Annotated in this window: 18 protein-coding genes; 2 read left to right on the forward strand and 16 right to left on the reverse strand. The window is 43.8% G+C overall.

Annotated elements, in window-relative coordinates; genetic code table 11:
* Positions 1-37: 37 nt before the first annotated feature.
* The 9 genes from csrA to CF394_RS06625 form a co-directional block, all read right to left on the reverse strand.
* Positions 38-250, reverse strand: a complete 213-nt coding sequence (gene csrA / locus CF394_RS06585; protein ID WP_094942436.1) for a carbon storage regulator CsrA — start codon at positions 248-250, stop codon at positions 38-40.
* Complete coding sequence (locus tag CF394_RS06590) at positions 251-640, reverse strand: flagellar assembly protein FliW (protein ID WP_094942437.1); 390 nt, start codon at positions 638-640, stop codon at positions 251-253. It abuts the gene before it with no gap.
* Between the two features lie 15 nt (positions 641-655).
* Entirely contained in the window at positions 656-1,654 is a 999-nt protein-coding gene (locus tag CF394_RS06595) for an HD-GYP domain-containing protein (RefSeq protein ID WP_165767481.1), read from the reverse strand.
* A 157-nt stretch (positions 1,655-1,811) separates the two neighbouring features.
* Complete coding sequence (gene rbsB / locus CF394_RS06600) at positions 1,812-2,741, reverse strand: ribose ABC transporter substrate-binding protein RbsB (protein WP_094942439.1); 930 nt, start codon at positions 2,739-2,741, stop codon at positions 1,812-1,814.
* A gap of 14 nt (positions 2,742-2,755) precedes the next feature.
* Complete coding sequence (locus CF394_RS06605; RefSeq protein ID WP_243370707.1) at positions 2,756-3,706, reverse strand: ABC transporter permease subunit; 951 nt, start codon at positions 3,704-3,706, stop codon at positions 2,756-2,758.
* Entirely contained in the window at positions 3,699-5,189 is a 1,491-nt protein-coding gene (locus CF394_RS06610) for a sugar ABC transporter ATP-binding protein (RefSeq protein WP_094942441.1), read from the reverse strand. Before CF394_RS06610 ends, CF394_RS06605 begins: the two co-directional genes overlap by 8 nt.
* A 15-nt stretch (positions 5,190-5,204) precedes the next feature.
* Entirely contained in the window at positions 5,205-5,591 is a 387-nt protein-coding gene (gene rbsD / locus CF394_RS06615) for a D-ribose pyranase (protein ID WP_094942442.1), read from the reverse strand.
* Entirely contained in the window at positions 5,588-6,460 is an 873-nt protein-coding gene (rbsK, locus tag CF394_RS06620) for a ribokinase (RefSeq protein WP_094942443.1), read from the reverse strand. Before rbsK ends, rbsD begins: the two co-directional genes overlap by 4 nt.
* A gap of 4 nt (positions 6,461-6,464) precedes the next feature.
* Positions 6,465-7,442 (reverse strand): LacI family DNA-binding transcriptional regulator, encoded by a 978-nt coding sequence (locus CF394_RS06625; protein ID WP_094942444.1) that lies wholly within the window; start codon positions 7,440-7,442, stop codon positions 6,465-6,467.
* Between the two features lie 226 nt (positions 7,443-7,668).
* Here CF394_RS06625 and CF394_RS06630 point away from each other — a divergent pair, with 226 nt between their 5' ends.
* The gene (locus CF394_RS06630; RefSeq protein WP_094942445.1) at positions 7,669-8,079 is read left to right on the forward strand and encodes a histidine phosphatase family protein; all 411 of its coding nucleotides are present in this window, start codon (positions 7,669-7,671) and stop codon (positions 8,077-8,079) included.
* A 156-nt stretch (positions 8,080-8,235) separates the two neighbouring features.
* On the opposite strand, the gene CF394_RS06635 is transcribed toward CF394_RS06630, so the two are convergent.
* The 6 genes from CF394_RS06635 to CF394_RS06665 form a co-directional block, all read right to left on the reverse strand.
* Positions 8,236-8,556, reverse strand: a complete 321-nt coding sequence (locus tag CF394_RS06635) for a hypothetical protein (RefSeq protein ID WP_094942446.1) — start codon at positions 8,554-8,556, stop codon at positions 8,236-8,238.
* 12 nt (positions 8,557-8,568) lie between these two features.
* Complete coding sequence (locus CF394_RS06640) at positions 8,569-8,913, reverse strand: hypothetical protein (RefSeq protein WP_094942447.1); 345 nt, start codon at positions 8,911-8,913, stop codon at positions 8,569-8,571.
* Positions 8,914-9,417: 504 nt separating this feature from the next.
* Positions 9,418-10,230 carry a carbon-nitrogen hydrolase family protein gene (locus tag CF394_RS06645; RefSeq protein WP_094942448.1) on the reverse strand — a complete coding sequence of 271 codons (813 nt, stop codon included), beginning with the start codon at positions 10,228-10,230 and terminating at the stop codon, positions 9,418-9,420.
* 133 nt (positions 10,231-10,363) lie between these two features.
* Positions 10,364-11,116 carry an SDR family NAD(P)-dependent oxidoreductase gene (locus CF394_RS06650; RefSeq protein ID WP_094942449.1) on the reverse strand — a complete coding sequence of 251 codons (753 nt, stop codon included), beginning with the start codon at positions 11,114-11,116 and terminating at the stop codon, positions 10,364-10,366.
* A gap of 365 nt (positions 11,117-11,481) precedes the next feature.
* Positions 11,482-12,021 (reverse strand): hypothetical protein, encoded by a 540-nt coding sequence (locus CF394_RS06660; protein WP_094942451.1) that lies wholly within the window; start codon positions 12,019-12,021, stop codon positions 11,482-11,484.
* Positions 12,022-12,117: 96 nt separating this feature from the next.
* A complete protein-coding gene (locus CF394_RS06665) occupies positions 12,118-12,651 on the reverse strand; it encodes a cupin domain-containing protein (protein WP_094942452.1) in 534 nt (177 codons plus the stop codon).
* 144 nt (positions 12,652-12,795) lie between these two features.
* On the opposite strand from CF394_RS06665, the gene CF394_RS06670 reads away from it, so the two are divergent.
* Entirely contained in the window at positions 12,796-13,467 is a 672-nt protein-coding gene (locus tag CF394_RS06670; protein ID WP_094942453.1) for a serine/threonine protein kinase, read from the forward strand.
* Positions 13,468-13,579: 112 nt separating this feature from the next.
* Here CF394_RS06670 and CF394_RS06675 read toward each other — a convergent pair whose 3' ends face one another.
* Positions 13,580-13,885, reverse strand: a complete 306-nt coding sequence (locus tag CF394_RS06675; protein ID WP_094942454.1) for a putative quinol monooxygenase — start codon at positions 13,883-13,885, stop codon at positions 13,580-13,582.
* Positions 13,886-13,986: the final 101 nt, after the last annotated feature.

Raw genomic sequence — 13,986 nt, forward strand, 5'->3', positions numbered from 1 at the left:
CGGAGAGTAGAAAAAAGAGTTTAGTGTTTTTTAAAAATTATTTTGTAAACTTTTTCAATTGTTCTAAAGAAGCACTTGCAGCTTGATTTTCTTTACGAATTTCTTCGAAGACTTCTTGCCTATGAACCGGGACACTTTTGGAAGCTCGTATCCCAAGCTTCACCACATCGCCTTCGATGGCAGTGATTGTCACTTCGATATCTTGCCCAATGTGAATGGTCTCGCCTACTTTGCGTCCAAGCACTAACATCTAAGCGTCCCCCTTCAACGGGTGCTTCACGGAAAAATCTGTTGAAGTGTGGACCCACTGGATTGCTTTCTTCGTGCGAAGATTAAATATTAAAGGTGCTTTTAAATTAGTGGTAGACGTATCGAGCGATTTCTTCAGTGTGACAAGCGACAACACAATCACATCTTCAGAAGCCTCAACTTCTAACTTCTCTAACGTATCTTCGTCTAAGGCAACCTTATAACTTGATTCAATCTTGAACGGATCAACAGCTATAAAACCGATTCCTACTTCGGACGATTGAAGCTCATAAAATGTCGCATCAAATGGAACGTCGACAGGGGTGAGCGTCAATTCCTGAATATCCTCAAATCCTAATAATCCTTCTGGCAGCTGAAATGTTGTATTCATGAAGTGCCTCCTTGCTTACAAGGACACGACTTTGCGCATCTCAGGTAATTTGTTTTTCATCATAACAGTAAACGCATCCACGATTTTTGGGTCGAACTGAGTTCCTGCGTTTTCTTTGATAATGCGAATCGCTTCTTCCGGCGAACGTTTTCGTTGATAGACGCGGTTTGTGGTCATCGCATCATATGTATCCGCAATAGCCATGATACGAGCCGATAGTGGAATCTGCTCCCCGATAAGTCCTACAGGATAGCCATTGCCGTCATAGCGTTCGTGGTGATAAAGAATCGCATCTCGAATGATTTGATTGCGCATGACAGGAGCATGTTGCAAAAGATCCATCCCAAGCTGCGGATGTTTTTTAATTTCAATATATTCTTGGACCGTCAGCGAATCGGGCTTAATTAAGATTGAATCCGGTATCGCTATCTTCCCGATATCGTGAAGCAGTCCGGCTATGTAGAGATTTTGCTGGAACTCGGAATGAAGATTCATTTGCTGTGCTATCCAAACTGACTTTTCAGCTACATTACGTGAATGCTGCGCTGTGTAATGATCGCGCATTTGAATGGTTTGTAGAAGTGAATAAATACTTTTCATCTCCGTACTGCGTGCCTCTTGTAAAATCTTAAGTGCAGATACGGAAAAGATACCAATGCCTGTATAGAGTATAAAAAAGAGCGCAAGCATCAACCAATCATGGGATGTGAAGGCGGCTGAGTATGTATAATAGCGCAATCCTACAAAAATTAATGACAACAAGAAGATATAAATCCTTCGGTCAAACAATAAACTATACCCAAAAATCAACACATAATAGAGATCCGGTCCGATATGGTTGGGTATGACCGTATGTTCCATCCAAAATACTACCGGCGAAAAGAGTACCAACAAAAACGTCAGCAATTCTTTGCGGTCAGCCATGGACAACACAGCGTCAATTACTGCCACACCATAACGAGGAGCGGCAATCTTTTCAACTTCGATTTCATCCCGTATCTTGAACACGTTCATACGCTCCTCCTGATAGATAGACTGATTCATAGAAGTTATCGGACAATTCTTTGAATAGTTTAGCATGATTAAACAGTTTTATAGAATATTTTTATGAATTTAATTCAGCTCAGTCAAAATAAAAAACGCCTGCCGCAGCAGACGCTTCCTCTAACTATTATTCTTGTCCTACTAACTCCAGTTCAACTGGAATACTAGCTTCTACTTCTTCGCCAGCAAGAACTTTCATTGCTGTTTCAATGCCGATTTCACCGATCATCGCTGGTTGCTGAGCGATAGTTCCCGCTAAGCGACCATCTTCTACAGAAGCTACTGCGTCATCCGTTGCATCGAATCCGACAACTACGATATCTTTGCCAGCTGCTTCGATTGCTTCAAGAGCTCCTAGAGCCATTTCATCATTGTGAGCAAATACCCCTTTGATGTCTGGGTTCGACTGAAGGATGTTTTCCATTACAGAAAGACCTTCTGCACGGTTGAAGTTAGCTGTCTGTTTCGCCACTACATCTAATTGTTCTGTCGCTACAGAGTTGAAGCCTTCGCCACGTTCGCGAGCTGCAGATGAACCTGGTACTCCTTCAAGCTCAGCAACTTGTGCGCCTTCACCGATAAGAGATACTAAGTATTCTCCAGCCATCTTCCCGCCTGCCACGTTATCAGAAGCGACGTGTGCAACGACTTCGCCACCTTCAGCAGAACGATCTAAAGTGATTACCGGAATATCTGCTGCATTTGCAGATTCGACTGCTGCTGCTACTGCTGCAGAGTCCACTGGGTTAATTAGAATGAAATCAACGCCTTGTTGAATCAAGTCTTCTACGTCAGAGGCTTGTTTCGCTGCGTCATCTTGTGCGTCTACTACTGAAAGTTCAGCGCCAAGTTCTTCAGCTTTTGCTTTCGCTCCGTCTGTTAACGTTACGAAGAATGGGTTGTTCAATGTTGAAACAGAGAACCCGATTGTTGGTGTTCCTTCAGAAGATCCTTCAGAACCTGTTCCTTCTGATTCATTTGATGTAGGTGAATCCAAAGAACAAGCGGCTAGGAACAAAACTGCTGCAAGACTAACTAGTAACCAAAGTTTTTTCATGTGACTCTCTCCCCTTAAATCAATTTTTTACGGTCGATTAGAACCGCGAATAATATGACAAGCCCTTTAACAACTTGCTGGAAAAAGGACGAAACCCCAATAAGATTTAACCCATTGTTAAGAACTCCAATGATCAATGCACCGATCAACGTTCCGACGATCCAACCACGACCGCCAGTCAAACTTGTACCACCAAGAACTACTGCTGCGATAGCGTCGAGTTCGAACATCTGACCTGCTGTCGGTTGAGCCGAGTTGAGACGAGACGTTAAAATCAAGGCAGCGAGTGCTGATAAGAAACCTGTTAATGCGTAAACATAAATCTTTATGCGACCTGTTTTAATACCGGATAACTTCGAAGCTTCTTCGTTCCCACCTACCGCATAGACGCGGCGGCCAAACGTCGTCTTCTTCAAGATAAAGTATAAAATACCAAAGCTTACGAGCATCGTGACAACAGGTACTGGGATTCCGAAGAAATACCCTTTCCCGAGCATCTGGAATGTCAAGGAATCACCAAGTCCTGAAATCGGGCGGCCTTCTGTATAAACGAGAGTTAACCCGCGGTAGATGGTCATCGTAGCTAGTGTCGCAATAAATGGTGCCACGTTTCCTTTAGCAATCAAGACACCGTTTACGGCTCCAAGTAGGGCTCCAAGAATCAAGCCAAGTAACATCGCAAGAATCGGGTCTGTGCCCCCTGCCATCATTCCGGCAGTGACTGCTCCTGTAAGAGCCAAGATGGAACCAACAGATAGATCAATTCCACCCGTCAAAATAACGAAAGTCATTCCAAATGCGATGATGGCATTGATGGATACTTGTCGAAGGACATTCAATAAGTTGTTCACCGATAAGAAATCGGGATTTAGAATCGTAATGATAGTGATGATTAAAAACAGGCCTAAGAACGGCACTAACTTTTGAAGCACACCTTGTTTTGATTTCGCTGTTGTACTAGACACGCGCTCCACCTCCTGTGGCATAATGCATAATCTGTTCTTGCGTTAAGTCTTGATTGTCTAAGTTCGCCGTTAGTTTTCCTTCATGCATGACGAGAACACGATCCGCCATACCGAGTACTTCCGGAAGTTCTGAAGAAATCATGACAATCGCGACACCTTTTTCAGCGAGTTCGTTCATGATGGAATAAATCTCTTTTTTCGCTCCGACATCGACACCGCGAGTCGGTTCATCGAGAATCAGAATCGACGGGTTTGTACCGAGCCATTTCGAGAGGACAACTTTTTGCTGATTCCCTCCACTGAGGGATTTCACTGGCAGCTCTGGACTCGAAGTACGAATGCCAAGTCTCTCTTTCATGCGGTCAAATAGCGCACGTTCTTTCTTTGCTGACATCAAGCCGTTAGCAGAAAGATCTTTAAAATTCGTGAGGCTGATGTTTTCTTCAACGCTAAAGTCGAGGATTAACCCTTCACTCTTACGATCTTCCGTAACATAGCCTAATCCGTGGCCAATAGCATCATAAGGCGAGCTAATCTTGACGACCTTCCCGTTAATCTTCACTTCACCAGCTGATGCTTTGCGGTATCCAAAGAGCGACTGAACGATTTCCGTACGACCTGCTCCCATCAGACCAGCTAAAGCAACGATCTCACCTTTTTTCACATCGAACGAGATGTCTCGGAAATAAGGTTCACGTGCGAGTCCTGTCACTTCAAGAACGGTCTCACCGACTTCACAAGTGCGATTCGGGAAGCGGTCTCCAAGTGCGCGGCCTACCATCATCTGAACGATTTCATCGAAGTTTGTGTCCGCTATGCGTTTCACGCCAACCCATTCGCCGTCACGCAGTACGGTGATTCGGTCACAGATGGCGAAGATTTCTTCCATACGGTGCGAAATGTAAATGAACGCTACGCCTTGATCTTTCAGCGATCGTACCGTTTTGAAGAGTTGTTCAATCTCACGGTCTGTTAGCGCTGCAGTCGGCTCATCCATAATAATGACTTCTGCATTTGATGATAGTGCTCTCGCAATCTCTACGATTTGCTGTTGCCCGACTGACAAAGTTGCAGCCTCTGCTGCAGGATCAACATGAAGTCCAAGTGCCGCGAGACGTTCTTTCGCTTCCGTTTCCATCTTTTTCGTCTTCAAGATTCCGGTCTTGCCAAGCGTTTCTTCTTTTCCAAGGAACAAATTTTCCGCAATCGATAAGTACGGCAATATGTTAAGTTCTTGGTGGATAACAGCGATGCCAGCCTCTTCTGCTTGTTGAGGCGACTTGAAAGTGACCTCTTTACCTTTCCAGTGAATCGTCCCGCCATCCTTTGGGTGGATTCCAGTCAACACTTTCATCATCGTCGACTTTCCGGCTCCGTTCTCACCCATTAGCGCGTGGATTTCTCCCGGTTCGAGGTCAAATTGGACGTCTCGAAGGACGACGTTGCCGCTGAATGCTTTGGTGATCCCTTTCATCTGTAACATGCGTTTCACCTCCGTTTAAAAAATGACTCCTGATTGCAACACGATGTTTGCGTAAGGTGTTGCTTCTCCTGTGCGAATAATGACCTTGGCTTGTTTAGACACTTCTTTTAATTCTTCGTGCGAAATATAGGTGAGTTCAAACTTGTCATCAAGCTCTTGATGAACGGAATGATTATGTTTAGGTAACTCGGTTGCAACAATAGCTTTCTCAACTTGGAAGTCTGTTGTGACCGCTTCCACGATATCGAGAAAAGTTGGCTTTCCAAGTGTGTATGATAAGTCGATGCAACGTACTCCGTCTGGAATCGGTAACCCACAATCTGCGATAACAAGCTGATCGGTGTGGCCCATCTTTGCAAGGATTCCTGCAAGCTCTCTATTCAAGATGCCTTGTTTCTTCATCGTGTCATCCTTTCCATTACAGCTTGTAGTGCTGGCATACCCGTTTGTGCTCCAAGCGCTTCTACAGATAATGAAGCAGCTGCGTTGGCGAATTCGATAGCTTTTGACAGCTCCCAGTCTTGGGATAAGCCGTATGCAAGTGCCCCATTGAATGTGTCCCCTGCCCCCGTCGTGTCTACGACTTCGACTGGGTAACCGGTTACATATACAGCATCAGTCGTTCCTGGATACATGGCCCCATCCTCACCGAGCGTCACTACGACTTGATTAGGAAACTCGCCAATCGCGTTCTTCCAATCTGCTCCCCAAATCGTTTCCGCTTCGGATTCGTTCGGTGTAAGTAATGCACCGTATTCTAGTAATTCTTCTGTAAATGCATCCGTTGGTGCTGGATTTAAAATCGCTTGGACACCATGCTCTTTACATAGCGCAAGCCCTCTTCTCACCATATCGACGGGAATCTCTAGCTGAAATACGACTACTTTGCTCTTTGGAATAATAGCTTCCATTGCTTGAATCATTTGTGCGTCCCATTTGTGATTGGCACCGGGCACGACAATAATGCGATTGTCTTTGTTGGAGACTAGGATATTTGCAATTCCTGTTGGTTCTTCGACTTGTTGGATTGCCTGTGTATGAATACCTTCGTTTTTCAATGTCTGCGTCAGTTCGTGACCGAAAGCGTCATTGCCTACAACTCCAAGCAACTTGACGTCAGCACCAAGTCGCGCTGCAGCGACTGCTTGGTTCGCACCTTTGCCACCTGGGATGGTCGCAAATAAGTTGCCGAGACGCGTCTCTCCTTGTTTCGGGAAATGATCCGTACGAACGACCAGATCCATATTAATACTTCCGATGACTGTAATCATGTGGTCAACTCCTTGTTGTGCCGCGGTGTACAAGTTCCACGGGCACTTCGTAATACAATGACTCGAGTGGTTCTTTCTCGATTTGTTTAATTAAGATACGGGCTGCCATGGCTCCGAGTTTATAGATATCCTGGCGCACAGTCGATAATGGCGGTGACAGCATCTCACCTAACTGAATTCCATCAAAACCTATGATTTGGATGTCTTGTGGAATCACAAGTCCAAGTTCCGTACAAGCTCGAATCGCACCAAGCGCTGCCACATCACTGCTTGTGACTATACCGTCCACTTCAGGATGAGCCGTTACATACGCTTTCACTTTTTCGTAGGATTCATCAAAATGGAAGTTGGCTTGAATATGGTGTTCATTCACGTTGGTCACTTCCGCCATCGCTTCTTCAAAACCTTGCTTCCGCTCGCTAGCTGACTGAATGTGATTCGGTCCTTCCACGAACAACAATTCTTTGCAACCTGACTCGATCAAGCTACAAGTGCTGTCTTTCACACCTTGACGGTTGCTTGAAATGACACATGGGATGGACACATCAATCGGTCGGTCAAGTGCGACCATCGGCTTTTTCAGTTCCATGTAGACGTCTCGGTTCTGTTGACTTGAGGTCACGATAAAACCAGCGACGTATTTCTTTTGAAGTGTTTCGATATAGTTTTTCTCTTTTTCTGGATTTTCGTCCGAATTACAGAGTACGACGGTGTAGCCATAAGTAAGCGCCACGTCTTCAACCGCTCGTGCGAGTTCCGGGAAGAAGGGGTTCGTGATGTCAGGCAAGATGAGTCCAATTAAGTTGGACTGCTTCGTCGTCAAACTGCGTGCAACGGAATTCATCTCGTAATTTAGGTCGTTGATAGCACGCTGCACAGCTTGTGCAGTGTCTGCTCCAACGTATCCTTTGCCGTTCAAGTAACGGGAAACTGTGGCGACGGATACGCCTGCGTGTTTTGCTACATCTCGTATGGTCGCCATTCGATTGCCTCCTCTAGTGGTTTTGTGTGGTCTTCGTAAGACGTCTCGTGGTCCGCAGAACTCTCTTTAAAGTCCACTTAAGCATAAATCAGTTATGTGTAACCGGTTACACATAGAATAAATGCCTCACACCATGATGTCAAGAGAGAAAATATTAGGAGAATATAAAATCTGCAACTTCTTCCTCTATACTAAAGAGTAGCTACTTATAGAAAGGATCGATTTTATGACTACTTTTTTACTCATTCGTCACTGTTCAGCTACAGGTCAAGAACCTTCTGCCCCTCTCACTCCCGCAGGTGAATCGCAAGCCATCAAATTAGCTGAAACTTTAAAGGAATTTCCGATCACTCGCATCGTTTCAAGTCCCTACACGCGTGCGATGGAAACAATCACTCCTTTCGCACAAAACCAACAAATCAAAGTAGAACAAGACAATCGGTTGATGGAACGTGTGCTGAGTTCCGAGAATTTACCTGATTGGATGGAAAAGCTTGAAATGAGTTTTCAAGATTCCCAGATATCCTTTGAAGGCGGGGAGTCTGGAGATGCGGCGACGTCTCGAATCGTTGTCGTATTCAATGAACTTGCTACTGGACCTGAGACTGTATCGCTATCGTTTCGCACGGAAATTTGATTGCATTGCTATTAGGACATATTTCCAACGAATTTGGGTTTAAAGATTGGAAGTCCATGCGAAATCCAGAAGTGTTTAAAGTGGAATGGACCGGAGAAACTAGACGGTTTAGTAAGTTGACATAAAAAGAGCACCACAGCGGGTGCTCTCGAAGTATCAAGACATATCAGGAAACGTTAGTAGCATAAATAAAAATACAAGTCCGTAGCCGATCCCAATCAAGATGGGTAATGAATTCACTATGAATGCAGTCAACGGGAAACGTGGAAGTAGATACCAGACGAATCCACAGAACAGAATTAGAAGGACTGGATAATGTGTGTATAAGTTCAAAAGTAAATCAGATCCTGAACTCAGTGAATAGAACTCAAATGGATAGCCTTTTTCTTTCACATTAAAAGCTACGAACCAAATATAAATTGAAGACAAATAGACTGCTTGAAAGATCGCAATCGAAATTGCAAATGGGCGTTTCACAAAAAGACCTCCTTAAAAAATCTGCGACAGGGAAATAAGAAAATAGAATACAACACCTAGTACTAAAAGTACGAAAAAGAGCGGGACAGCAGTCAACCATAGGACACTCTTAGGATGTTTATCGATAAACCACCAACCCGCTATCATCAAGGGGATAACGTAAAATGGATAAATTCCAGCAAGAATTACCAGAGTTGTATTAATACCTGAGTCCTGGAACTGCTCCCAGAACCCTCTAAAATCAAATACCAGAAGTTCTTGAACCACGCCATTCCCTATCGTTGCATACCAAACAAAGATGGTTAGCAAATATACGAGATGGAGGATAGTTAAAGACGAGTAGGCGAATGTTTTCATAAACGTAGCTCCTTTAATTTCCATTTGTAGTCAAGACGCCTAGTTTTTAGAATAGTTTCTTTAAGAGTATATGTTCTATCAAGAAATTAATAGACCTTGAATCTTTTTTGCTGTTCTGTCGTGTAAAGTATCACTATATAGAAAGAAGGGTTTCCAATGGTCTCAAAATCCTCCTTAACACGAGTACTTCTAATCGCAGGAAATTTTATTTTTTGTGTAGCCGTGATCGTAATAGGCTTACAGTTTGCGGGATATCTTATAAACGACGTCTTACATATATAAGGTTGGGGACGCACTGCCCTTCAATTTGGAGCAGTCATTTTCATATTTTATCCGATGAAGTTCGTCTATGATACGATACAGAACCGGATTTCTCAAAATTCTTGATACTTAAAAGACCCTTGCCGCGATTGCGACAAGGGTCTATTTTTCTAGTAAGGTCTTATGCAGATGAAACGAGCTTTGATGGAGAAGAAATCCCGCGTCATGCAGAAGAACTCCCGCTCACCCACCGTACACGTCCTCCCGACGATGCTGCAAACAAGGAATACTCGACCGTGCGCTCTCCACTAGCTTCATATCCAGCTCTGCCAACGCAATTCCGGTACCTTCAGAAGCCCTCGCTACCACAGTTCCCCACGGATCGATGATCATACTGTTCCCGTAACACTCTTTGCCTGGTAAATACGTTCCAAATTGACCTGCGGCAATCACATAACACTGGTTTTCAATGGCTCGAGCTCGGAGAAGGACTTCCCAGTGCAGCATGCCAGTATACCGAGTAAATGCAGCAGGTACAAACAATACTTTTGCACCTTTTAGTGCATAGTCACGATAAAGTTCCGGGAAGCGTAGATCATAACATATGCTCATCCCTGCCTTACCAAAAGGTAGATCGACTAGAGCTCCCTTGTTTCCAGCTTCAATTGATTCTGACTCATTATAAGTCGACTGTCCTTCAATACCTATATCAAATAAATGAATCTTACGGTATGTACTGATGATTTCCCCTTCTGGATTCACCACAAAGCTCGTATTATAAGACTTATCTTCTGAAAAGCGTTCCGCAATACTTCCAGAATGAATATAGACTCCTAGTTCTTTCGCCAAATTCGAAAACAGCGTTGACGTTTCTCCACCAGGAATTTCTTCAGCTAACTGAATGTTGTCTTCACTAGTTCCTAAAAAGTTGCAGTTTTCTGGGAGCGCAATCAACTCAGCTCCTTTACCTGCTGCTTCTCGTATATAGGATTCAATCACTTGTAAGTTGTGCTGCTTGTCTTGTTTAGAATTGATCTGTATGACTGCGGTTTTCATGCCTAATTCTCCCCCTAACTCGCTTTCCCCTAGTCTACCCTTCTGGAAATTTTTTGTATAGTCTCTGGAGAAATCTTTCCTATACAAAAAAGACCTCACGAAAGTTCGTAAGGTCGACAATTATCAGTACAATTTAAAACTTCGTATTAGTAAAGCCACCATCAATTGCGATAACTTCACCGTTCACATATTGTGCTGGGGATGTCAGCAAGAAGGTCACAAGCTCTGCCACTTCTTCAGAAGTTCCAAGACGCTGTTGTGGAATCCCTTTTGATGCTGCTTCTTTCATGGCTGGATTCGCATCAAAATAGGCTTTCACCATTGGTGTTTCAGTTGGTCCTGGTGCTACCGCATTGACGCGAAGCCCTTTCTCACCATACTCTGCCACCAAACTTTTCGTGATTCCTACGATAGCGTGTTTCGTCGCTGAGTAAGTCACAACCGTGTTCTGCCCGATGACACCTGCACTGGATGACGTGTTGACGATGGAACCGCCGCCATTTTTCACCATGACTTCCGCCACATAGCGAATGCCGTATAACGCACCAAGTAAGTTGATGCCTACAATTTGTTCGATTTCACTGATATCCGTATCTAAAAAATACTTCCCGCTCCCTGAGATTCCTGCATTGTTGTAGAAATAATCAATTTGACCAAAATGCTCAACCGTTTTGTCTACGTAGTTTTTGACGTCTTCTACTTTAGACACATCGGCTTTCACAAAAATCGCGTCTACACCGTGTTCTTTCAGCTTCTCGACGGTTGCGTTCCCATGTTCTTCGTTGATATCCACTACCGAAATATTCACGCCTTCTTTGGCCAAGCGAAACACTGTTGCCTGCCCGATTCCACTACCTGCACCTGTGATGATCGCTACTTTGCTCATTGTTCTTCCTCCTTCATCCGAAATCACTACCCTTTGAGTGTACCTCTAGTGAGTCGTGAGGGAGAAATGATTTGCTTAATGGTATAGTGGTAATAAAAGGTATTGAAAGCGAGGTTTTTTCATTGAAATCCGAAGCCTTAAAGCAACTCCTTATCGTCCCTATAGTGGCTGCTGCTGCACTCACTCTTGGTGCATATCAGTTTACGGACTTCTTCACATCAGATACACTAGGTTTCACTTCATTCGAAAAGACTATGTTTTTGGTAATGATGTTTCTGAGTTTATATGGTGTATCCTTTTTAAGTCTTTTCGCTTTTCATCTAGTAAGGATGAATAAACAAAAAAATCATTCTTAATTCTCAACTTCATTCCATTTCTTTCATCAACAAGCTCAAATCACAGGCTAATGTGCTTCGACCTTCTTTAATAGGGTATGGACATTCGTGGAGCACATAGTGCTTCAACTTTAAAAATGAACTTAGGGGAAACTGATGTTCATGCCACATCTCCACATATCCCGTAAGACCGTGTTGTTTGATTAGCTTATCCAGCGCATTGATAACGAGTTCAACGAATTCATCATAAGGAACCTCTGTAATTACCAAACACTTTTTACTGTTTTCTAGCCCCTCATCCTCTTGATAGTCCACTTGAATAGAAAGAAGGTCATCATCTTTTAATCTAAAATTCCAATGCAGCTGCTCTGGCTCTCCCTCCCAAGTACAGGCAGTGCCTTTTGTAGGAATGGCGCCTTCTCCAAACAAATCTCTCAAGTCCCCAATTGCCTTCAAGAAATCAGCAAGGACATCTGTCAGGTAACTTGCAGTAAACTCAACCGATATTCCATCTGCCTCAAAGCCGCAGGTCATCCAACCTACGCCTGACAGTTCATAGTTAATCTTCATTTCCATCCTCTCCTCATGTTCTCTTCATTTTCCAAGCATACAAAAAACGCCCTTGAAGTTTCAAGGTCGCATAGAAAACTTATAAGACTTAGAGAGTCAAGACGATTCCATTGCATCTTCTTTTGTCACATGAACCGTACCAAAAGGATGATTAGGTGGCGCATAAATGGAATACAGTTTTAATGGAACGTTTCCTGTATTTATTAAATTGTGCCAATACCCTGCCGGTACAAAGATGGCATCGTCATCATCATAAACACGTCTTCGGAACGTGACCTGGTCTTCGCAAGGTCCCATTTCCGTTACACCCTGCCCTTGTTCAATTCGAATGAACGGATCAACTTCTGGATGTACTTCCAGTCCTATGCTCTCCCCGACCGGAATGCTCATCAAAGTTAATTGAAGATGCTCTCCTGTCCACAAAACTGTCCGAAAAGTCTCGTTTTGAAGTGTCGCTTCCTCAATATTGACCACGTAAGGATTCGGACCGTGATCTCGAAGCACCATGCGATGCTGGTGATGAACAGGTGGCCAAGAGAACGGATGGAATGTTTGGTGGCTTGCCTGCGTCTGATGGTGTTGAGAAGCCATGCAATGCGGACAAGGGGCGACTACCGGAAGATAATACATGAATCAAATCCTTTCTTCGTTCATAAGTTTAGTGTATTCCATACTTCGTATTTGGCTTGGGCCCTTATAAGTCATCTATCGCCTTACAAGTGGCACTCTGTGATACAGTTAATCCATAAATTCGAATTAAAGGAGGCGTTCTCGATGACTGACGCTTGGCAACCTGCCTTGGAAGCATTAAAACACATTCATGTCGAGGCCCATCCAAACAATGAACCCGTCACAATCAGTGGAGATACCGACACTTTAACATGCATTGGTGTAGGTACGGATGCAGCTGTCTTTCAATCTGCCCAGACTCCTCAATTTGCTTTCAAGAAATATGCAGTAGGTAAGACTGAAAAAGTCCAGATAGAAGCATACGTTTACTCACAAATCGGGGACTCTCCCTTCTTTCCGACTTGTTTTGCAGCACATGAAGATGTGCTCGTGCTGAGTCATGAAGGTGGCACCACGCTATTCGATTGCATTTTGCAAGGAGTCCATATTCCAAAGCAAGCTGTCGAAGACGTCGAAGCTGCTCGTGACTACGTTCGAAGTAAAGGCCTTAATCCGCGTGACATTCATTTAAAAAACGTCTTACTTCAAGACGGGCGTGCTAAGATTATCGACGTTTCGGAATATGTGCTCCCAGGCAATGACTACCGCTGGGAAGATTTGAAGCGAGGCTATGAACAGTACTACCATTTAATTGACGGCAGCTCGGTACCCTTTTGGATTGTGGAGACGGTGCGGAAATGGTACAACCAGTACGGGGCTCATAATTCTTATGATGAGTTCACATCGAAGATTTTAAAGTTTTTGTTTAAGAAATAGAAAAGGCCGGCTCTTGATGAGCGGGCTTTTCTTGTGGGTATTTATTGTTGTCCTTGGAAGGGTTTTTCTGGTGCGCGGAAGTGCGTTTGTTGTCCGCGTAAAACCACATTACTCACAAGCCTTTTCCTCCTAATGCCTCCAGTGTTCTAATGCGTTCCATGCCGTTGATCAGAGGTCGTGCTTTCGAAATTAATGTTTGTGTTACTTCAAGTGTAAGTGAGTTCTTATGAGCTGTTTCATCGTCCCAAACTTCATAAACATATACGGCATCTGGTTCTTCAGGCGATACGCTTACTATATAAATGGTGCACCCTTCAACGGCTTTCATTGACTCAGCTGCTTCTAATAAAATTGCAGCTAATTTTTCTTGGTTGGACGTCTCTACTGTAAACTTTCCAAACAGACTAAACTTCTCCATCTACTCTACTCCTTTACTTCTCTTATGTATTTTTTTCAGTGTATCTCACTAGATGAGGTTAGGCAAAACACCATTTAGAGCTAAATAGTTTAACATTAAAA

It is taken from the genome of Tetzosporium hominis (assembly GCF_002265435.1).
Lineage (GTDB): Bacteria > Bacillota > Bacilli > Bacillales_A > Planococcaceae > Chryseomicrobium > Chryseomicrobium hominis.

What these genes read in the sequence shown, in the direction of transcription:
- rbsD (WP_094942442.1), bottom strand. Translation starts at nt 5,591, where the DNA reads ATGAAGAAACAAGGCATCTTGAATAGAGAGCTTGCAGGAATCCTTGCA.
- csrA (WP_094942436.1), bottom strand. Translation starts at nt 250, where the DNA reads ATGTTAGTGCTTGGACGCAAAGTAGGCGAGACCATTCACATTGGGCAA.
- CF394_RS06670 (WP_094942453.1), top strand. Translation starts at nt 12,796, where the DNA reads ATGACTGACGCTTGGCAACCTGCCTTGGAAGCATTAAAACACATTCAT.
- CF394_RS06640 (WP_094942447.1), bottom strand. Translation starts at nt 8,913, where the DNA reads ATGAAAACATTCGCCTACTCGTCTTTAACTATCCTCCATCTCGTATAT.
- CF394_RS06590 (WP_094942437.1), bottom strand. Translation starts at nt 640, where the DNA reads ATGAATACAACATTTCAGCTGCCAGAAGGATTATTAGGATTTGAGGAT.
- CF394_RS06645 (WP_094942448.1), bottom strand. Translation starts at nt 10,230, where the DNA reads ATGAAAACCGCAGTCATACAGATCAATTCTAAACAAGACAAGCAGCAC.
- CF394_RS06675 (WP_094942454.1), bottom strand. Translation starts at nt 13,885, where the DNA reads ATGGAGAAGTTTAGTCTGTTTGGAAAGTTTACAGTAGAGACGTCCAAC.
- CF394_RS06610 (WP_094942441.1), bottom strand. Translation starts at nt 5,189, where the DNA reads ATGTTACAGATGAAAGGGATCACCAAAGCATTCAGCGGCAACGTCGTC.
- CF394_RS06660 (WP_094942451.1), bottom strand. Translation starts at nt 12,021, where the DNA reads ATGAAGATTAACTATGAACTGTCAGGCGTAGGTTGGATGACCTGCGGC.
- CF394_RS06625 (WP_094942444.1), bottom strand. Translation starts at nt 7,442, where the DNA reads ATGGCGACCATACGAGATGTAGCAAAACACGCAGGCGTATCCGTCGCC.
- rbsB (WP_094942439.1), bottom strand. Translation starts at nt 2,741, where the DNA reads ATGAAAAAACTTTGGTTACTAGTTAGTCTTGCAGCAGTTTTGTTCCTA.
- rbsK (WP_094942443.1), bottom strand. Translation starts at nt 6,460, where the DNA reads ATGATTACAGTCATCGGAAGTATTAATATGGATCTGGTCGTTCGTACG.
- CF394_RS06650 (WP_094942449.1), bottom strand. Translation starts at nt 11,116, where the DNA reads ATGAGCAAAGTAGCGATCATCACAGGTGCAGGTAGTGGAATCGGGCAG.
- CF394_RS06630 (WP_094942445.1), top strand. Translation starts at nt 7,669, where the DNA reads ATGACTACTTTTTTACTCATTCGTCACTGTTCAGCTACAGGTCAAGAA.
- CF394_RS06665 (WP_094942452.1), bottom strand. Translation starts at nt 12,651, where the DNA reads ATGTATTATCTTCCGGTAGTCGCCCCTTGTCCGCATTGCATGGCTTCT.
- CF394_RS06595 (WP_165767481.1), bottom strand. Translation starts at nt 1,654, where the DNA reads ATGAACGTGTTCAAGATACGGGATGAAATCGAAGTTGAAAAGATTGCC.